This is a genomic window from Thiomonas sp. TH-17 (assembly GCF_057473305.1).
Window position 1 is genome coordinate 12,178 of the sequence record NZ_JBYCKI010000252.1, and the last position, 19,261, is coordinate 31,438.

The 19,261-nt window shown below is 63.3% G+C and carries 20 protein-coding genes; 12 read left to right on the forward strand and 8 right to left on the reverse strand.

All coding sequences use genetic code 11. The features are described from left to right. Positions 1 to 23: 23 nt before the first annotated feature. Genes AC2VLV_RS14710 through nrdR form a run of 4 tightly spaced genes read right to left on the reverse strand, consistent with a single transcriptional unit; the run spans position 24 to position 3,119 of the window. Positions 24 to 836 carry a class II glutamine amidotransferase gene (locus tag AC2VLV_RS14710; RefSeq protein ID WP_486990694.1) on the reverse strand — a complete coding sequence of 271 codons (813 nt, stop codon included), beginning with the start codon at positions 834 to 836 and terminating at the stop codon, positions 24 to 26. Beyond that, positions 829 to 1,461, reverse strand: a complete 633-nt coding sequence (locus tag AC2VLV_RS14715; protein WP_486990695.1) for a riboflavin synthase — start codon at positions 1,459 to 1,461, stop codon at positions 829 to 831. The genes AC2VLV_RS14710 and AC2VLV_RS14715 overlap by 8 nt, the downstream gene beginning before the upstream one ends. Positions 1,462 to 1,467: 6 nt before the next feature. Then, the gene (gene ribD / locus AC2VLV_RS14720; protein WP_486990696.1) at positions 1,468 to 2,631 is read right to left on the reverse strand and encodes a bifunctional diaminohydroxyphosphoribosylaminopyrimidine deaminase/5-amino-6-(5-phosphoribosylamino)uracil reductase RibD; all 1,164 of its coding nucleotides are present in this window, start codon (positions 2,629 to 2,631) and stop codon (positions 1,468 to 1,470) included. Then, positions 2,628 to 3,119, reverse strand: a complete 492-nt coding sequence (gene nrdR / locus AC2VLV_RS14725; RefSeq protein WP_486990697.1) for a transcriptional regulator NrdR — start codon at positions 3,117 to 3,119, stop codon at positions 2,628 to 2,630. The genes ribD and nrdR overlap by 4 nt, the downstream gene beginning before the upstream one ends. A 293-nt stretch (positions 3,120 to 3,412) precedes the next feature. Here nrdR and purN point away from each other — a divergent pair, with 293 nt between their 5' ends. The 3 genes from purN (at position 3,413) to AC2VLV_RS14740 (ending at position 6,670) form a co-directional block, all read left to right on the forward strand. Next, entirely contained in the window at positions 3,413 to 4,036 is a 624-nt protein-coding gene (gene purN, locus AC2VLV_RS14730) for a phosphoribosylglycinamide formyltransferase (RefSeq protein WP_486990698.1), read from the forward strand. A gap of 9 nt (positions 4,037 to 4,045) precedes the next feature. Continuing rightward, complete coding sequence (locus AC2VLV_RS14735; protein ID WP_486990699.1) at positions 4,046 to 5,353, forward strand: RsmB/NOP family class I SAM-dependent RNA methyltransferase; 1,308 nt, start codon at positions 4,046 to 4,048, stop codon at positions 5,351 to 5,353. Between the two features lie 111 nt (positions 5,354 to 5,464). Next, positions 5,465 to 6,670 (forward strand): DesA family fatty acid desaturase, encoded by a 1,206-nt coding sequence (locus AC2VLV_RS14740; protein WP_486990700.1) that lies wholly within the window; start codon positions 5,465 to 5,467, stop codon positions 6,668 to 6,670. A gap of 176 nt (positions 6,671 to 6,846) precedes the next feature. Here AC2VLV_RS14740 and rpmG read toward each other — a convergent pair whose 3' ends face one another. The 3 genes from rpmG to trxB form a co-directional block, all read right to left on the reverse strand. Then, a complete protein-coding gene (gene rpmG / locus AC2VLV_RS14745; protein ID WP_013106705.1) occupies positions 6,847 to 7,017 on the reverse strand; it encodes a 50S ribosomal protein L33 in 171 nt (56 codons plus the stop codon). A 41-nt stretch (positions 7,018 to 7,058) separates the two neighbouring features. Then, a complete protein-coding gene (rpmB, locus tag AC2VLV_RS14750; RefSeq protein WP_486990712.1) occupies positions 7,059 to 7,292 on the reverse strand; it encodes a 50S ribosomal protein L28 in 234 nt (77 codons plus the stop codon). A gap of 76 nt (positions 7,293 to 7,368) precedes the next feature. Beyond that, a complete protein-coding gene (gene trxB, locus AC2VLV_RS14755) occupies positions 7,369 to 8,322 on the reverse strand; it encodes a thioredoxin-disulfide reductase (protein WP_486990701.1) in 954 nt (317 codons plus the stop codon). 215 nt (positions 8,323 to 8,537) lie between these two features. On the opposite strand from trxB, the gene AC2VLV_RS14760 reads away from it, so the two are divergent. From AC2VLV_RS14760 to AC2VLV_RS14795, 8 genes are all read left to right on the forward strand, one after another. Then, entirely contained in the window at positions 8,538 to 9,209 is a 672-nt protein-coding gene (locus AC2VLV_RS14760; RefSeq protein WP_486990702.1) for a Crp/Fnr family transcriptional regulator, read from the forward strand. A gap of 211 nt (positions 9,210 to 9,420) precedes the next feature. Continuing rightward, the gene (locus AC2VLV_RS14765; RefSeq protein ID WP_486990703.1) at positions 9,421 to 11,766 is read left to right on the forward strand and encodes a DNA translocase FtsK; all 2,346 of its coding nucleotides are present in this window, start codon (positions 9,421 to 9,423) and stop codon (positions 11,764 to 11,766) included. A 61-nt stretch (positions 11,767 to 11,827) separates the two neighbouring features. After that, positions 11,828 to 12,505 (forward strand): outer membrane lipoprotein periplasmic chaperone LolA, encoded by a 678-nt coding sequence (gene lolA / locus AC2VLV_RS14770; RefSeq protein WP_486990704.1) that lies wholly within the window; start codon positions 11,828 to 11,830, stop codon positions 12,503 to 12,505. Continuing rightward, positions 12,502 to 13,914: a replication-associated recombination protein A gene (locus tag AC2VLV_RS14775; protein WP_486990705.1), complete on the forward strand. Its 1,413-nt coding sequence runs from the start codon at positions 12,502 to 12,504 to the stop codon at positions 13,912 to 13,914. The genes lolA and AC2VLV_RS14775 overlap by 4 nt, the downstream gene beginning before the upstream one ends. A 360-nt stretch (positions 13,915 to 14,274) precedes the next feature. Continuing rightward, positions 14,275 to 15,207 carry a branched-chain amino acid ABC transporter permease gene (locus tag AC2VLV_RS14780; RefSeq protein ID WP_486990706.1) on the forward strand — a complete coding sequence of 311 codons (933 nt, stop codon included), beginning with the start codon at positions 14,275 to 14,277 and terminating at the stop codon, positions 15,205 to 15,207. 11 nt (positions 15,208 to 15,218) lie between these two features. Beyond that, positions 15,219 to 16,340, forward strand: a complete 1,122-nt coding sequence (locus tag AC2VLV_RS14785; protein ID WP_486990707.1) for an ABC transporter permease subunit — start codon at positions 15,219 to 15,221, stop codon at positions 16,338 to 16,340. Continuing rightward, a complete protein-coding gene (locus AC2VLV_RS14790) occupies positions 16,337 to 17,107 on the forward strand; it encodes an ABC transporter ATP-binding protein (protein ID WP_486990708.1) in 771 nt (256 codons plus the stop codon). The genes AC2VLV_RS14785 and AC2VLV_RS14790 overlap by 4 nt, the downstream gene beginning before the upstream one ends. A gap of 2 nt (positions 17,108 to 17,109) precedes the next feature. After that, entirely contained in the window at positions 17,110 to 17,823 is a 714-nt protein-coding gene (locus tag AC2VLV_RS14795) for an ABC transporter ATP-binding protein (RefSeq protein ID WP_486990709.1), read from the forward strand. Between the two features lie 62 nt (positions 17,824 to 17,885). On the opposite strand, the gene AC2VLV_RS14800 is transcribed toward AC2VLV_RS14795, so the two are convergent. Continuing rightward, positions 17,886 to 18,917 (reverse strand): CDP-6-deoxy-delta-3,4-glucoseen reductase, encoded by a 1,032-nt coding sequence (locus AC2VLV_RS14800; RefSeq protein ID WP_486990710.1) that lies wholly within the window; start codon positions 18,915 to 18,917, stop codon positions 17,886 to 17,888. Between the two features lie 24 nt (positions 18,918 to 18,941). Between AC2VLV_RS14800 and AC2VLV_RS14805 the strand changes: the two genes are divergently transcribed. Beyond that, a partial coding sequence (locus AC2VLV_RS14805) for an NAD-binding protein (RefSeq protein ID WP_486990711.1) occupies positions 18,942 to 19,261 on the forward strand: 320 nt, incomplete at its 3' end.

Consider the following 19,261-nt stretch of genomic DNA (forward strand, 5'->3'; position numbering starts at 1 on the left):
TTGGGGCGCTGATCAGGTACTCATCAGTCACTGAGCCGCGCGATCAACCGGCCCTGCTGCACGACGAGCAGGGTGTTTTCGGGCAGGGGTTCCCAGTCTTCCGGGGTGAGGGGCACGCTGGCGAGCAGCGCGGCGGGTGCGGGCTTGTCATCGCGGCCCTGAAGGTGCAGCCCTGTGGCGCGCATCTGATGCTCGCTGGCGGCTTCGCGCATGAGCAGGTGCAGGCCGGGTACCCAGGTGTTGCCCGGATGACTGCGGCGGCGATGCGCGTGGGCGAACAGCAGGTCGCCATCGGTGAACAGGAAGTTCGCCGCGCCGAGGGTGCGCAATTTGGCCGCGAAGTTGGAGACCGCTTCGATGCGGCGTTTGAGGTCGCCGCTTTCGCCCGCCGCATCGAGCACTTGCAGTGACTGCATGAGCACGTAGAACGCATGTTCGGAATCGGTCTGGCCCATCGGGCGGTGCGCTGCATGCGCCAGAGGAAGCGCCTGCTCGATGTCTGGCAGATCGCCGTTGTGGGCAAAGATGTGTCGCTTGCCGAACAGCTCGCGGGCGAACGGCTGGGTGTTGACCAGCGCCACCGGGCCGCGCGAAGCACGGCGGATATGCGCGATGACTAGCGGACTATGAAAGTCGTGCTTTTCGAGCACCGGAACGAAGGCGCTGGCCAGCGCGGGTTGGGCTTCGCGCAGTACATGCGCGTCGCTGCCTTCGTAGTAGGCCGCACCCCAGCCGTCGGGGTTGGCGGCGTGCGGCCCGCCGTGGCGCGCGAATTCACGAAAGGCGAACCGCACCCGCGCGGGCACGCGGCTGGAGTAGGCGAACAACTCACACATCTTTCAGACCCTCCGTTGCGCCCAGCATGCGCTCGACATAGCGGGCGATGAGGTCGATTTCGAGATTCACCGCGCTGCCCTCGCGAAGTTGATGCAGATTGGTGTGCTGCAGGGTGTGCGGAATGAGGTTGATGCTGACGCGGCAAAGTCCCGGCTGATCTTCGACGCGGTTGACCGTCAGACTCACGCCGTTGATCACGATGGAGCCCTTGTACGCAAAAAACTTGCCTAAAGCGGCGGGCGCGTCCACCTCCAGCAGCCAGGATTCGCCGATGGGCTCGAACCGGGCCACCTGACCGACGCCGTCCACATGGCCGGTGACCAGATGGCCGCCCAGCTTGGTGGACAGCGCGACCGACTGCTCCAGATTGACCTGGGCGCCCGGCACGTCCAGCCCCGTGGTGCGCGCCAGGCTTTCGGCCGAAATGTCGAAGGCAAAGCCCCCGGGCTGAAGATCCACCACCGTCATGCAGGCGCCGTTGACGGCGATGCTCTCGCCGAGCTCTACGCCCTGCAGCCAGGCCGGATCGACCTGCAGGCGCACGCGTTTGCCGTGACTGGCTTGGGAACCGAGGGGGGCGACTTCGGCGATGCTGCCGACGGTGGTGATGAGTCCGGTGAACATGAGGGTTCAAAGAGAAAAGGAATGAGGGAAACGGGCGAGGATGCGCAGATCGGCGCCGATCCGCTGCACCTCATGCCATTGCAGCACGAGCCCTTCGTTGATCTGCTGGTAGGGCCCCAGCGCCGCCAATCCGGCGCCCTCGCCCAGCAACTGGGGCGCAAGATACAGCAGCAGTTCATCGACCACGCCGGCGCGCAGCAGCGAGCCGTTGAGCTTTTCGCCGGCCTCGCAGTGCAGCTCGTTGATGCCCCGCTGGCCAAGCACCTGCATCAGTGCGCGCAGATCGGTTTTGCCCGGCTTGTCGGGATCGGCGGGCAGGGCGATGTCTTGCAGATCGAGTGAGACGATGGCCGCGCTGCGCAGTGCCGCCAGACGCGGCGCGGCCTGTTCCCGCGACAGGGCGTGGACGATCCACAGCGGCGATTCGGCGCTCTGCAGCAGGCGAGCGGTCGGCGGGCATTCCAGGCGGCTGTCGATGACGATGCGGATGGGCTGGCGCGGCGTCTGCACCGCCCGCACATTGAGCCGGGGATCGTCCGCCCGCACCGTGCCCAGGCCGGTGAGCACGGCGCAGGCGCGCGCTCGCCAGTGATGGCCGTCGGCGCGGGCCGCTTCGCTGGTGATCCACTGGCTCGCGCCGTTGGGCAGGGCGGTGACGCCGTCCAGCGAGGCGGCCACCTTCAGCCGCACCCAGGGCGTGCCGCGCACCATGCGAGAGATGAAACCGAGGTTGATTTCGCGCGCTTCATCGGCGAACAGCCCGACATCGACCTGAACGTCGGCATCGCGCAAACGCTGCAATCCCTGGCCTGCCACCAGCGGGTTGGGATCGACCAGCGCAGCGACCACGCGCGCCACGCCTTGCGTGGCCAGCAGGTCGGCGCAGGGCGGCGTGCGGCCGTGGTGCGCGCAGGGCTCCAGCGTGACGTAGGCGGTGGCGCCTCGCACGTCGTGGCCGCGCTCCCAGGCTTGCTTCACTGCCTGGACTTCGGCGTGGTCTTGCCCCGCCGCCAGCGTGGCGCCTTCGCCTAGCATCTGGCCGTCTCGCACCAGCACGCAGCCCACCCGCGGATTGGGGCTGGTGCGGTACATCGCGCTGTGCGCCAGATCGAGCGCTCGGCGCATGAAGCGCTGGTCTTGTTCGCTGAACGAAACGTCGTCCGGATTCATGTCGTCGTTTTGCTGCGCCGGGGTTTGGCGGCGGGCGAGGGCGGCTGCATTTCCTGCAGCACGTCGAGAAACTGGCTCAAATCCTTGAAGCTGTGATAGACGGAGGCAAAGCGCACATAGGCAATGCTGTCGAGGGTGCGCAATTCCTCCATCACCCAGGCGCCGATCTGGGTGGAGGGCAGCTCTCGCGCGCCGCTTTGCAGCAGCATTTGCTCGACGCGCCCGATGGCGGTGTCCACCGCGTCGGCACTGACCGGCCGCTTGCGCAAGGCCAGCAGGAAAGAGGCGCGCAGTTTGTCGCGGTCGTATTCGGTGCGGCGGCCGTCTTTTTTCACCACCACCGGAAAGCTGACCTCCGCGCGTTCATAGGTGGTGAAGCGTTTGTCGCAATGGCCGCAACGCCGCCGCCGCCGCAGCGCGGTGCCGTCTTCCACATCGCGGGTTTCAATCACCTGCGTGTCGGGGCTTTGGCAAAAAGGGCATTTCATGTCGGCGTGGCGAGAATGAACCCAGATTTTCCATTAGGCGGGGCTTTGCCCCTACACGGGCGCTGGCGGTCGGTTTGGGGCGTCTTCACCCCCGCGCTTCGCGCCCATAGCGACGGCTATGGGCTTGTCGCGCAGGGCCAAACCCATCCCCAATCCGCCGCGCCATCATCCCGTGTCCCAATGGAATATCTGGGTTAAACCCATCATTATTCACGCTGCGCCCTGTTTTCGTGGCGGCGCGCGCAAACACGGCGCGCCTCAAAGGCGTCACGCGGCGGCTACACTGCCCGCCGATGAAAAATCTGGTTCTCCTCATTTCCGGGCGCGGCAGCAATCTGCAGTCCATTCTTCAGGCCGAGCGTGAACAGGGCTGGGACGTTTGCGTGCGCGGAGTGATCAGCAACCGGGCTGATGCCGCAGGCTTGGACGTCGCGCGCGCCTTCGGCGTGCTCACGCAGGTAATCGCGCATGCCGACTTTCCCAACCGTGAGGCGTTCGACTGCGCTTTGGGCGACGCGATTGCCGCGCTGGAGCCCGACGTCATCGCACTGTGCGGCTTCATGCGGGTGCTGGGTGCGGCCTTCGTCGAGCGCTTTGCGGGCCGTCTGGTGAATATCCATCCGTCTTTGCTGCCGGCTTTCACCGGTTTGCGCACCCATGCCCGCGCCCTGGAGGAAGGGGTGAAGTGGCACGGTGCAACCGTGCACTTGGTGAGCAGCGCGCTCGATCACGGGCCGATTCTGGCGCAGGCCGCCGTGCCGGTTCTGGATGGTGATACGGTCGAGACGCTGGCCGCGCGGGTCTTGCTTGAAGAGCACCGAATTTATCCCCCCGCCGTGCGGGCTTTGCTGGAAGGGCGGGTGCAGATCGACGGTTTGCGTACCCGCATCCGTCCGGCCTCCGATTCTTCCCTTTGAAAGAGCGCCATGAAACCGCGTGACCTGCTTTACACCGCGCGCGACGTGTTGCGCGATATGTTGCGTTTCGACGCCGCGGCCGATGCCGTGCTGTCGCGGCTGTTCCGTGCCAAGCCGCAACTGGGCAAGACCGACCGGCAGATCCTGGCCGACACGGTCTATCAGGTGCTGCGGCATCTGCGCTTGTTTCAGACGCTGGCCGCGACCGACGAAAGCATCGGCGGCGGCATGGAACTGCGTCTAGCCATTCTCGGCTGGTCGGGAAACGCGCAATCGCTGCATGCCGCGCTTTCTCCCGAGCAACTCGAGTGGCGCAAACGCTTGCTGGCACAAGATGCGATGGCCTTGCCCGAAGCAGTGCGCTGGAGTCTGCCGGAATGGCTGGCAGCTGCATTGCAGACGAACTATGGCGCGGAATATCCCGCGCTGGCGCAGGCACTGTTGCGCCCGGCCCCGCTGGATTTGCGGGTGAATGTGCAGAAAGCGCGGCGCGAAGCCGTGCTCGACGTGTTCGCTCGCCTCAATCTGCCCGCGCAGCCAACGCCCTATTCGCCGTGGGGCGTTCGCCTGGAAGGCAAACCCGCGTTGCAGGATCTCACCGTATTTCGCGAAGGCTGGCTGGAAGTGCAGGACGAAGGCAGTCAGTTGCTCGCCGTACTGCTGGCCCCGCGCCGCGGCGAAATGGTGGTCGACTTCTGCGCCGGGGCCGGCGGCAAGACCCTGGCGCTGGGCGCCATGATGCGCAGCACGGGTCGGTTGTATGCGTTTGACGTGGCCGACTACCGCCTGGCCAAGCTCAAACCCCGCTTGTTGCGCAGCGGGCTGTCGAATGTGTACCCGGTGGCCATCGCACATGAGCGCGATGAACGGGTCAAGCGCCTCGCTGGCAAGGTCGACCGGGTGCTGGTGGACGCGCCGTGCTCCGGCCTGGGTACCTTGCGCCGCAATCCCGATATGAAATGGCGACAGAAGCCAGAAGATATTGCTGAGTTGACGACAAAACAAGCCAGCATCCTGCAATCGGCGGCAACGCTGCTGAAGCCGGGCGGGCGATTGGTTTACGCCACCTGTAGCGTCTTGCTGGAAGAAAACAGCGGCATCGTCAATGCTTTTCTGGCCGCGAATCCTGATTTCGAGCGTGTTCCCGCCGATGCGGTGCTACGTCAGCAAGGAGTAGAAGGTGAGGGCCTAGTGACCCAGGGGGACTTGCAGCTGTTGCCCAATCGTCACGCCACCGACGGCTTTTACGCCGCCGTGCTGCAGCGGCGCCCGACCTCATCGGATCGTGGCGAAATCGATGCCACGCTTGCGGACTGACAAGGGCTTCTCGTTTGTCCTGAGCGCTGCCAACGGCGCAAGACCGATAATGCACGCAACTTTCGCCAGTGGCGAAGTTCCAACCGTGTTGTATCGATCTGAAAGTTTCTGATGTTTGATGTGTTTTTGAATTGGGCTGGTCACGGTCTTTTGCGTGCATCGTGGTGGCAAATCGTGCTATTTGCGCTCATCACCACGCATATCACCATTGCGTCCGTCACTATTTTTCTGCACCGCGCTCAGGCTCACCGCGCGCTGGAACTGCACCCGATAGCCTCGCACTTTTTCCGGTTCTGGCTGTGGTTCACCACGGGCATGGTCACCAAGGAATGGGTAGCGATTCATCGCAAGCATCACGCCAAGTGCGAGACGGTCGACGACCCTCACAGTCCGGTGACCCGCGGCATCGATACGGTGCTGTTGCGCGGCGCCGAGTTGTACCGAACCGAATCGAGAAACGCCGAAACCCTGAGCAAATTCGGTCACGGCACGCCTGACGACTGGTTGGAGCGCAACGTTTATTCCCGCTTTGTCTGGCAGGGCGTCGGGCTTTTGCTCATTCTCGATGTGCTGATGTTCGGCGCGATCGGCGCCACGGTGTGGGCCGTGCAGATGTTGTGGATTCCGATCTGGGCAGCCGGGGTGATCAATGGGCTGGGTCATTGGTGGGGCTATCGCAATTTTTCGGCGCGAGACAGCAGCCACAATATCTCGCCCTGGGGGCTGCTGATCGGCGGCGAAGAGTTGCACAACAACCACCACACCTATCCCACCTCGGCCAAGCTCTCGGTCAAATGGTGGGAGTTCGATATTGGCTGGGCCTATATCCGCGCGTTGTCCTGGGTGGGTTTGGCCAAGCCGCGCAAACTACCGCCGCAGTTCCGACTGGGTGAGGTGCGCGCCGAGGTCGATCAACTCACTTTACAAGCCGTTATCGCCAACCGTTATGAGTTGATGGCGCGCTATGCCGCGGGGTTGAAGTCCACCCTCAAGGCCGAGCTGGCCCGTGCTGCAGAGCAGGGCGCGGTGAGCCATCTGCCGACTTTGCGCGCAGCCAAACGCTGGATCGGCATCGAGCGCGAGATTCTGTGCGAGCGTTCGCGCGCCTTGGTGGACGCGGCGGCAAGTGCCAGCCCGAACCTGAGCAAGCTGCTTCACATGCGCGAAGAGCTCAAATCGGTGTGGGAGCAGACCAATCTGAACGCCGAACAGCTTCGCCTGAAGCTGCAGGACTGGTGCCGCCGCGCCGAAGACAGTGGCCTGGCCCCGCTTCGGGAGTTGTCACTGAGGCTGCGACGCTACACGCCGACGGTCTGAATTCTGATGTTTACTACGCTTGGGCATTCATGCCGGATGCCCAGGCTAAACATTGATGGAGCGCCGAAGCACGCGCCAAAGAAAAGAAGCGCCCACGAAAAATCCGCTGGTCTGGCCGCAATATCTAACTTTACTGCGGCCGATCCAGCGGATCGTTCTTGAGCAGGCAGATCAGATTACTTGATCTTGCCTTCCTTGTAATTCACATGCTTGCGCGCGACCGGATCGAATTTCATGATTTCGATCTTCTCGGGCGTTGTGCGCTTGTTTTTGGTAGTGGTGTAGAAATGGCCGGTGCCCGCAGAGGATTCCAGCTTGATTTTTTCGCGTCCGCCTTTGGTTGCCATGATGGGTTCCGTGCAGTTCTAGGAAGGAATGGAGAGGGCGATCAGATCTCGCCGCGCGAGCGCAGATCGGCCAGCACGACGTCGATGCCTTTTTTGTCAATGGTGCGCAGCCCAGAGCTCGTTACGCGCAGACGCACGAAACGGTTCTCGCTTTCAACCCAGAAACGGCGATATTGCAGATTGGGCAGGAAGCGGCGCTTGGTCTTGTTGTTCGCGTGGGACACATTGTTCCCGACCATCGGCCCTTTACCTGTCACTTGACACACTCGTGCCATGGCACACCTCGAAATTTTGTAGAACAAAGGCTAAAGATTATAGCCGGAAAGATTCGCTTGTCCACCGCTATCAGCGTCAAGACTCCGCATTCTCCAGATAGCGCTGTGCGTCCAGAGCGGCCATGCAGCCTGTGCCAGCGCTGGTGATCGCCTGGCGATAGACGTGGTCTTGCACGTCGCCCGCGGCGAATACGCCGGGCACGCTGGTGGCGGTCGCCATCCCTTCGTTGCCGCTGCGGGTGATGATGTAGCCGTCCTTCATGTCCAACTGACCTTTGAAAATCTCGGTGTTGGGCTGATGGCCGATGGCGATGAAACAGCCATTCAGTGCGATGTCTTCGTCGGCGCCGGACTGGCTGTTGTGGATGCGCACACCGGTCACGCCACTGGCGTCGCCCAGGACTTCTTTCAATTCGCTCCAGAGCTTGAGCTCAACTTTTCCCTCGGCCGCGCGGGCCATGAGTTTGTCGACCAGAATGGGCTCGGCGCGAAATTTGTCGCGGCGGTGAATGACGGTCACCTTGCTGGCGATATTGGCCAGATACAGCGCTTCTTCGACGGCCGTGTTGCCGCCGCCCACCACGCACACCGGCTGGTTGCGATAGAAAAAACCGTCGCAGGTCGCGCAGCCCGAGACGCCCTTGCCCATGAAGGCTTCTTCGGTGGGAAGTCCCAGATATTTGGCCGAGGCGCCGGTGGCGATGACCAGGGTGTCGCAGGTATAGACGCCGCTGTCGCCTTCGAGTCGGATGGGTTTTTCGCCCAGGTGCGCGGTGTGGATGTGATCGAACACGATCTCGGTGTTGAAACGCTCGGCATGTGCCTGAAAACGCGCCATCAGGTCGGGCCCTTGCACGCCGTCGACGTCGGCGGGCCAGTTGTCGACTTCGGTCGTGGTCATGAGTTGACCGCCTTGAGCCAGACCGGTGATGAGCAGCGGGTTCAAATTGGCGCGGGCCGCATAGACGGCGGCGCTATAACCGGCCGGGCCGGAGCCCAGAATGAGCACTTTGGCGTGTTTGGATGTCATGATGTGTGAGAAACTTCGGACTGAGAGGATGGGGAAGAAGGTCGCGCTGCAACCGCCGCTGATGGACTAACCTCGCAAATAGAACAAGGGCAATCCGCCGCACAATGGCTAAGATTTTAGGGGTGCAGCATGTCGGGCGTGCGGCATGCGGCTATTTTCTGGCTTCCTCGCCTGCCTTCGAAATTGCCCCGCCGCCCCATAAACTGGAGAAACTGATGTCGCAAATCACCGATATTGACCTCGTTCGGCGCGTGCCGCTGTTTGCCGTGCTCACCGAATCGCAGGCCTGGTCGATTTCGCAATCCATCGTCAAGCGGCGCTACAAGCGCGGCGAAAACATCGTCGAGCAGGGCAGCAAGTCGAATGCCCTGTTCATTCTGCTTTCCGGCCGTGCGCGGGTGATCAGCATGGATGCCAAGGGCCGCGAAGTCATCATTGCCGTGCTGCATGCGGGCGATTACATCGGGGAAATGAGCCTGATCGATGGCGAACCGCACAGCGCCACGGTGCAGGCCGAGGTGCAGACCGATGTGATGATGCTCGGCCGTGTGGCGTTTTTGCAGTGCCTGCCTGAAAACACCAGCATGTCCTTCGCGATCATGCGCGGGCTGGCGCTGCGTCTGCGTCGCGCCGACCGGAAAATTGAATCTCTGGCGTTGATGGATGTCTACGGCCGTGTGGCGCGCGCGCTGATGGAGCTGACCGATGTGATGCAGGATGAGCACATCATCCGCAACAAGCTTTCACGCCAGGATCTGGCCAAAATGGTCGGCGCGTCGCGCGAAATGGTCAGCCGGGTGATGAAAGACTTTGAACAGCAAGGTTTTGTGGTCGAGCGCGACGACGGCACTCTGTTGATTCGAGAGCATCTCTCGACTCTGGTCTGATGCGAGTGGGGTGTTCATAGCCCCTTCATTGGCCCCTTCATGGCCCCTTCATGGCCCCTTATTCGCCCTTGCCCGCCTCTGATCCCGGTCCTAGGCGCTCTGCCGCGCTGGCTTGTTTGCCCATGACCGCCGCGAAGGCGGCAAAATCCGCCCTGCAGCCCAGTTTGATGGCAGGCGCGATGCATCACCCTGGATTTTGAACATCCTTCCCATGCCGAAAATCGATACCCGACGTCGCCCCTCCCAAGCGGCGCTCCGTTCTGAGCCGCGCAGCCGCCTGCAGCGTTTTGCGGGCGAGGTGCGCCTGACTGCCGCCTTCATCGGCTGGATCTTGCTTTGCCTGAGTCTGCTGAGCTTTCATAAATCTGATCCGTCATGGTCGAGTTCGGGCACCGATGGCCATGTGGCCAACTGGGTCGGCGTGGTTGGGGCCTGGTTTTCCGATGTGGCCTATTTTCTGCTGGGCTTCTCGGCCCTGTGGCTGATTCCGTTGGGCCTGTACGGCCTGCTGCGCATGTGGCGCAGCACCCAGGCGCAATCGCCCGCCGCCGAGGAGCAAACGCCTGTGAGCCGGTGGCGCAAATTGCAGCCCTTAGCCGCCGCGGCGGGTCTGCTGCTGTTGCCGCTTTCCAGCGCGGCGCTGGAGTCGACGCGGCTATGGAGTCTGGCTCCTGCCCTGCCGGGCGAGGCCGGTGGTTTGCTCGGGCATGGCCTGGGCATCGCCGTTGATACTTTGCTGGGCGACACCGGCGGCACCTTGGTGCTGTTGGCGGTTTTTCTGTTTTCGCTGAGCTGGGTCGGTCATTTTTCATGGGCCGACGCGGCCGAGCGCCTTGGGGGCTGGATCGAGCGGCTGTGGACCTGGCAGCGCGAACGCCGCGGACGCGAGGACGATGTGCTGGCCGGGCAGCAGGCCAAGCAGGAGCGTGAGAAGGAAGTCGAGTTGCAGCGGCCCCTGGTGGAAGAGCGCGAGGTGCTCGCTCCCGTGCTGATCGAGCCTTCGGTGGCTTATGTGCCGCAGTCTCCGCGCGTGCTCAAGGAAAAACAGAAGCCGCTGTTCAATGAATTGCCCGATTCGGCCCTGCCGGCCTTGGGCCTGCTGGATGCCGCGCCCTCGGTGCAGGCGGAAACCGTCAGCCACGAGACGCTGGAGTTCACTTCGCGGCTGATCGAGAAAAAGCTCAAGGATTTCGGCGTGGAGGTGCGCGTGGTGGCGGCCTATCCCGGCCCGGTCATCACGCGCTACGAAGTGGAACCGGCCACTGGCGTGAAGGGTGCGCAGATCGTCAACCTGTCGCGCGACCTGGCGCGGGCCTTGTCGCTGGTGAGCATCCGGGTGGTCGAAACCATTCCGGGCAAGAACACCATGGCGCTGGAATTGCCCAATGCCAAGCGCCACACCATCAAGCTGTCGGAGATTCTGGGCTCCAACAACTACCACGAAGCCGCCTCGATGCTGACCATGGGCCTGGGCAAGGACATCGTGGGCAACCCGGTGGTGGCCGATCTGGCCAAGATGCCGCATCTGCTGGTGGCCGGCACCACCGGCTCGGGCAAGTCCGTCGGTGTCAACGCCATGATTCTGAGTCTGCTGTACAAGGCCGAGCCCAGCGACGTGCGCCTGATCCTGATCGATCCGAAGATGCTCGAACTCAGCGTGTACGACGGCATTCCCCATCTGCTTGCGCCCGTGGTGATCGACATGAAGCAGGCGGCCCAGGCGCTGAACTGGTGCGTGGGCGAAATGGAGCGCCGCTACAAGCTCATGAGCAAGCTCGGCGTGCGCAATCTCGCGGGCTACAACACCAAGGTGCAGGAGGCCCGTGCGCGCGGCGAGCCGCTGACCAATCCCTTCAGCCTCACGCCAGAGTCGCCCGAGCCGCTGGAGAAGCTGCCGCACATCGTGGTCGTCATCGACGAACTGGCCGATCTGATGATGGTGGTGGGCAAGAAGATCGAAGAGCTCATCGCGCGTCTGGCGCAGAAGGCCCGGGCTTCGGGCATCCATCTCATCCTGGCCACCCAGCGCCCCAGCGTGGACGTGATCACCGGGCTGATCAAGGCCAATATTCCCACCCGCATGGCCTTCCAGGTGTCGAGCAAGATCGATTCGCGCACCATCCTCGACCAGATGGGCGCGGAGAGTCTGCTGGGCATGGGCGACATGCTTTACCTGCCGCCCGGCTCGGGCATGCCGCAGCGGGTGCATGGCGCGTTTGTGAGTGACGCCGAAGTGCACCGCGTGGTCGAAGACATCAAGAGCCGCGGCGGGCCGAACTATCTCGAAGGCATCCTCACTGGCGAGGAAGACCTGGATGGGGCGGGCGCTGTGGGTGGCGCGGGCGGCTCAGACGGCGAGAGCGACCCACTCTACGATCAGGCGGTGCAGATCGTGCTGCAGCACCGCAAGGCGTCGATTTCTCTGGTGCAGCGTCATCTGCGCATCGGCTACAACCGTTCAGCCAGACTACTGGAGCAGATGGAACAATCCGGCCTGGTGTCCGCGCTGACCGCCAACGGCAACCGCGACATTCTGGTGCCGGTACGGTCGGAGTGACGGGTGCGTGCGTGCGCAGCCAGGCGTGTGCCGCGGAATTTTCAAGATGAAAGACAGGGCTATGACTTCCATGAACGCGCGCTGGCGTACCTCGCTGATGCGGTTTTCGCTGATGCGGATTTTTCTCGCGGGCGGTCTGCTCGCTGCCAGTCTGCCTGCGGCCTTCGCGGCGAATTCGGTGCAACTGCTTGAACAGTGGCTGCAGCAGACCCGGGGCGGCAGCGCCCAGTTCACCCAGACCGTGAGCAACGCCAAGGGCCCGGCGCAGGCGCCGGCTTCCGGCCAGTTCGCCTTCGAGCGGCCCGACCGTTTCCGCTGGGACTACACCAAGCCCTATGCCCAGGTCATCGTCAGCGATGGCAAGCAGCTCTGGACCTATGACCACGACCTCGATCAGGTGACCATCACCCCGGTCACACAGGCGTTCAAGGGCACGCCTGCCGCGATCTTCGCCGGAACCGACCTGACCCGGCTGTTCACCCTGCAGGCCCAGGCCGATGCCGGCGATCTGCAATGGGTGCAGGCCACGCCCAAGGCCAAGGACAGCAATTTCGACTGGATACGCATCGGTCTGCGCAGCACGGCACAAGGCCCGGAAGTGGCCGAGCTTCAGTTGCGCGATGCTTTCGGGCAGATTTCGACCATGCGCTTCACCGCCATCAAACACAACCCGACCTTCGGCCCGGACAGCTTCCGTTTCACTCCGCCCAAAGGGGCTTCGGTCATCAGCCAGCCATGACCAGCGGCCCGGGCCTGTTCGACGACGCGGACCTGCCCGCGCCCGCCCGCCCGCTGTCTGCGTCTAAGCCCGCGCCTGGGGCCAACGCCCCACTGGCTGAGCGTTTGCGCCCGCATTATCTCGATGAAGTGGTCGGCCAGCGCCACCTGCTCGGGCCCGGCAAACCGCTGCGCGTGGCGTTTGAAACCCGGCGGCTGCACTCCATGCTGTTCTGGGGGCCGCCCGGCGTGGGCAAAACCACCCTGGCGCGCCTGATGGCCAATGCTTTCGATGCCGACTTTCTGCCCCTGTCGGCGGTGCTCGCCGGGGTGAAAGACATCCGCGATGCCGTCGCCCAGGCACAGGCCGCGCAGCAACGGGGGCGGGCGACCATTGTGTTCGTCGATGAGGTACACCGCTTCAACAAAAGCCAGCAGGATGCGTTTTTGCCGCATGTCGAATCCGGCTTGTTCACCTTCATCGGCGCGACCACGGAAAACCCGTCATTCGAGGTCAACAGCGCCTTGCTGTCGCGCGCCGTGGTGTACGTGCTCGAACCGCTGGATGCCGACGATCTTCGCTTGCTGATGCGGCGCGCGCTGGCGGGCAGCGGCGTCGAGGCCATCGAACCCGCGGCGCAAGAGCGGCTCATTCGCCATGCCGACGGCGATGCCCGCCGCCTGCTGGGCGCGCTCGAACTGGCGCTGCAGGCCGCCGCGCGGGGCGCTCAAACCACGCTCACGGCCGACCTGCTGGAACAAACCCTGGGCGCGACCCTGCTGCGCTTCGACAAGGGCGGCGAGCAGACCTACGACCTGATCTCGGCGTTGCACAAATCGGTGCGGGGCTCGGATGTGGACGCCTCGCTCTACTGGTTTGCACGCATGCTCGAAGGCGGCGCCGATCCCCGCTATCTGGCGCGGCGGTTGATCCGCATGGCGGTGGAAGACATCGGCCTGGCCGACCCCAAGGCGCTGACCCTTGCGCTCGAAGCCGCACAAACCTACGAGCGCCTGGGCAGCCCCGAAGGCGAGCTGGCGCTGGCCGAGGCGGTGGTTTATCTGGCCGTCACGCCCAAGTCGAACGCGGTTTACAAGGCCTTTAACGCTGCGCGCGCGTTTGCCCGGGAGCAGGGCACCCAGCCCGTGCCGTTGCACTTGCGCAACGCGCCTACCAAGCTGATGAAAAACCTGGGGTACGGCAAGGACTATCGCTACGCCCATGACGAGGCCGACGCTTTCGCCGCCGGGGAAACCTATTTTCCCGACGGCATGTCGCCGCCCCGCTTCTATCAGCCCACATCGCGCGGGGTGGAGGAACGCATCGCTCGCCGCTTGCGAGAATTGGCTGAGCGCAATACCCGGGGAAGTGTGATGTCATCTTTCGGGCCGGAAAGTGACAGTGCCGCAACCGAACCTCCCAGCGACTGAGCGGCCTCAAACTGCGGGTTGACCCGGTGCAGGGTGACCCGAGGCAGGCAGTTATCATCGCGCCAGCCAAAAAAACAGGGGGTCAGGACAGCCCGGCCCCCAGACAAAACCATGAAGCCTGTTCACCCTCGCCCGGCAGCGTCGTTGCCGGGTGTCGCCGCGTACCAGACGCGGCACGTATCGTGCGCGCCCGCAGGCGCTCCACTTTCACACACGATGTCCTGGAGGCATGCACTCAATCGGTGCGGCGGTCCCGGCACGCGCTTTGCTTTCGTCCCCGGTTTACTCGTTTCACCCCGGCCGCTCCAAAAGAGTCGGGCCGTCACTCACTAGCCATCCGCTCGTCAGGAGATTCAAGGTATGGATATTTTTCTTCAGCAGATCGTCAACGGTCTGGTTCTGGGCAGCATGTATGCCCTGATCGCTCTCGGGTACACCATGGTGTACGGCATCGTCAACCTCATCAATTTTGCGCATGGGGACGTGATGATGGTGGGGGCGCTCACGGCCTACACCGTGTTCAAGGTGCTCGATCATGTGGCTCCGCATCTTCCGGGTTGGCTTACGGTGGTCATCGCCCTGATCATCGCCATGCTGGCCACGGGTGCGCTCAACTACTTCATCGAGCGCATCGCCTACCGGCCCTTGCGCAATGCGCCCAAGCTGGCGCCGCTGATCACGGCCATCGGCATGTCCATCCTGCTCGAAACGCTGGCGATGATCATCTGGGGGCGCGACTACAAGGTGTTCCCGTCCGGGCTGCTGCCGAGCAATGTGATCAATGTGGGCGGTATTGTCATCACGCCGGTGCAGATCATGATTCTGGTAGTGACTGCCGTGCTGCTGGCGGGGCTGACCTGGCTGATCAACCACACCAAGCTGGGCCGGGCGATGCGGGCCACGGCGGAGAATCCGCGCGTGGCGTCGCTGATGGGGGTGAATCCCAACTTCGTCATCTCCTCGGCGTTCGTGATCGGGGCCATGCTCGCGGCCATTGCCGGGGTGATGTGGTTTGCCAACTTCGCCACGGCGAACTTCTACATGGGCTTCACGCCGGGTTTGAAGGCGTTTACCGCCGCCGTGCTGGGCGGCATCGGCAACCTCTCCGGCGCCATGCTGGGCGGGGTGCTGCTGGGGCTGATCGAGGTGTTGGGCGCCGGTTATATCGGCACGCTCACCGGCGGGGTGTTCGGCAGTAATTACCAGGACATCTTCGCCTTCATCGTGCTGATTCTGGTGCTGACTCTGCGCCCGCAAGGCCTGCTGGGTGAGCGCGTGGCCGATCGCGCCTGAGGAGACCGAACATGAACCAACAAAAGAATTGGGTCTGGATCGTTGCGGGCGCCGCTGCGCTCATCGCGCTGCCCATGGTGCTGCAGATCGCAGGCGACGCCTGGGTGCGGATCGCGGCTTTTGCCATGCTCTACATCATGCTGGCGCTGGGTCTGAATATCGTGGTCGGCCTGGCCGGGCTGCTCGATCTGGGCTATATCGCGTTCTACGCGGTGGGGGCGTATCTGTATGCGCTGTTGTCGTCGAACCAGCTCACGAGTAATTTCGATGCGCTGGGGGCGATGTTCCCCAACGGCTTCGATGTGTCGATCTGGCTGGTCGTTCCCATGGCGGCGGCGCTGGCGGCCAGTGCGGGCATTTTGCTGGGCACGCCCGTGCTCAAGCTGCGCGGCGACTACCTGGCCATCGTGACGCTGGGCTTTGGCGAGATCATCCGCATTTTCATGAACAACCTGAACGCGCCGGTGAACATCACCAACGGCCCGCAAGGTATTTCGGGCATTCACGGCATTCATCTGTTCGGCTGGGATCTGAACCAGAACATCGACATCGGCAGTTTCACCATACCCTCGGTGGCGCAGTATTACTACCTGTTCCTGGTGCTGGTGGTGTTCGTGGTGATTCTGAGCTACCGCCTGCAGGACTCGCGCATCGGCCGCGCCTGGATGGCGATGCGCGAAGATGAAATCGCCGCCAAGGCCATGGGCATCAATACCCGCAATATGAAGCTGCTGGCGTTTTCGATGGGGGCGACTTTCGGCGGCGTGGCCGGGGTGATGTTCTCGGCTTTCCAGGGCTTCGTCTCGCCCGAGTCGTTCTCGCTGCTTGAGTCCATCATCGTGCTGGCCATGGTGGTGATCGGCGGCATGGGCCACATTCCCGGCGTCATTCTTGGCGCGGTGTTGCTGTCAGTTTTGCCCGAAGCGTTGCGCTACATGGGCTTCATCTCCGACTGGCAGCAGCACGCTTTCGGTCATGTGTATATCGACAGCGGCATCCTGCGGCAGCTCATCTATGCGCTTGCCATGATCATCATCATGATCCTGCGGCCCAAAGGGCTGTGGCCCGCACCGGAGCATGGCAAGAGCTTCACCAAACTGCCCACCCCGCTGCAGGAAGGAGGCAAGGCATGAGCGAGTCCGTTCTGCGCGTGAGTGGCGCATCCAAACGCTTTGGCGGCTTGCAGGCTCTGAACGATGTCGGCATCCAGATTGACCGGGGCCAGATCTACGGCCTGATCGGCCCCAACGGGGCGGGCAAGACCACGTTTTTCAACGTCATCACCGGGCTGTATCCGCCCGATTCGGGCGATTTCATTCTGGCCGGCAAGGCTTACAAGCCGGCTGCGGTGCATCAGGTGGCGCGCGAGGGCATTGCCCGCACGTTCCAGAACATCCGCCTGTTTCCGGACATGACGGCGCTGGAGAACGTGATGGTGGGTCGGCATGTGCGCACCAACAGCGCGCTGATCGGCGCGGTGTTCCGCACCCGGCATTTCAAGACCGAGGAAAAAGCCATCCGCGAACGGGCGCGTGAACTGCTGGCCTATGTGGGCATCGAGCGGTATGCCGATTTCCGCGCGCGCACGCTGTCGTATGGCGACCAGCGCCGCCTCGAAATCGCCCGCGCTCTGGCCACCGATCCGCAACTGCTCGCGCTCGACGAGCCCGCCGCCGGCATGAACGCCACGGAAAAACTGCAGTTGCGCGAACTGCTCACCGCGATCCAGAAAGACGGCCGCACCATTCTCATCATCGAACACGATGTGAAGCTGGTCATGGGCCTGTGCGACCGGGTGACCGTGCTCGATTACGGCAAGATCATTGCCGAAGGGGTGCCCGCCGACGTGCAGAAAAATCCGAAAGTCATCGAAGCCTATCTGGGCGCAGGGGAGCACTGAGCATGTCCGAAACCGTCCTCAAAATCACGGGCCTGCGAGTCTCCTACGGCGGCATTCAGGCGGTCAAAGGCGTCGATCTGGAGGTGCGCAAGGGCGAGCTGGTCAGCCTGATCGGCGCCAATGGCGCGGGCAAGACCACCACGCTCAAGGCCATCACCGGGCTGCAGCCCATCACTGACGGCGAAGTGCACTACGCCGGGCGCACCATCAATGGCCAGGGAGCCTACGACCTGGTGCGGCAGGGTTTGTGCATGGTGCCCGAAGGGCGCGGGGTGTTCACCCGCATGACCATCGCAGAAAACCTGCAGATGGGCGCCTATACCCGCAAGGACAAAGAGATCGACAGCGACATCGACAAGGTGTACGGCATCTTCCCGCGCCTCAAGGAACGCCGCGACCAGCTCGCCGGCACCATGTCGGGCGGCGAGCAGCAAATGCTGGCCATGGGCCGGGCGCTGATGAGCCGTCCGCAGGTGCTGCTGCTCGACGAGCCCTCGATGGGGCTGTCGCCCATCATGGTCGACAAGATCTTTGAAGTGGTCGAAGACATTTCCAAGCAGGGCGTGACCATTCTGCTGGTCGAGCAGAATGCCAAGCGCGCGCTGGGGCTGGCCGATCGTGGCTACGTCATGGACTCGGGTCAGGTCACCATGACCGGTCCGGCCGAGGAGTTGCTGCACGACCCCCGCGTGCGGGCGGCCTATCTGGGAGAATAAGCGTCACACGCTTCAAAATGGCCTGCATCTCTGCAGGCCATTTTTTGATTTGCAGAGTCGCTTCAGGCTTTTGCGCCCGCCTTGTCGGCTTCGGTGGTGAAGGCGTCGGCGAAGAAGGCGTCTTCGGGGAGCTTGCACTGCTGGGTGAAATCGCGCTGCGCGGCTTCGACCATGACGGGGGCGCCGCAGGCGTAAACCGCATGGCCGGAAAGGTCGGGCACGTCGGCCATCACGGCCTGATGGACGAAACCCGTGCGCCCGCTCCAGTCGGCGTCAGCCTCGGAGAGCACGGGTATGAAGCGCAGATGCGGCATGGCTGCGCATTGCTGTACAGCCCAGTCGTGCAGGTAGAGGTCTTGCTGCTTGCGACCGCCCCAATACAGCGTGACTTCGCGCGGGTCGGCGTTGGCGCGCATCTGCTCGAGGATGGCCTTGATCGGCGCGAAACCCGTGCCGGAAGCCAAGAAGATCAAGGGCTTGTTTTCGGGATCGTCGCGCAAGAAAAAACTGCCGAACGGGCCTTCGATGCGCTGGATCTCTTTCTCTTTCATGGCGGTGAACACATGATCGGTGAACTTGCCGCCCGGCATGTGCCGCAGATGCAGTTCGACCTGCGGGGATTCGCTGGGCGCGCTGGCCATGGAATAGCTGCGCCGTGCGCCATCACGCAGCAGAAACTGGATGTACTGCCCGGCGCGATAGCGCAGCGGATCGGCCGCGGGCAGTTGCAGCATGACCCGCACCACATCGGGCGCCAGGTGCTCGATGCTGCTGACCCGGGCCGGCATTTTCTTGACCGGAAATTCGCCCGCGCCAACCACTTCATGGCTTTCGATCACCACATCGGTGAGCGCCTTGGCGCGGCAGGCGAGAATGAAGCCCTGCGCCCGTTCGGCCTCGCTCAGCGCCTTGAGCTGGTGAACGCCCAGTTCGATCTCGCCTTGAAGCAGCTTGCATTTGCAAGAGCCGCAGGCGCCGTCCTGGCAGCCGTAGGGCAGGCCGACCGATTGGCGGATGGCGGCTGCGAGCAGGGTTTCATCGGCCTCGGCGGCGTATTGGTGGCCGCTGGGCTGAACGGTGACTTGATGACTCATGTGAACAATGATTAGGTGTGAACTGTGAACGATCAATCTGGACGCGGCCGACCCCGGCTGCTCATCGTGGGCTGTGGCGACATCGGCATGCGGGTGGCGGCCTTGGCGCGCGGGCGCTACCGGCTGCTGGCGCTGACTTCCTCGCCCCAGCGGCTGGAGAGCTTGCGCTCCGCAGGCATCGTGCCCATCGTCGGCAATCTCGATCAGCCGCAAACCCTGTGGCGACTGGCCCAGCTTGCGCCCCAACGGGTGCTGATGCTGGCCCCGCCGGGCGATACGTCCGGCCCGCGCGATCTGCGCAGTCGCCACCTGATTTCCAGACTGAAACAGTCGGGCATCTTATC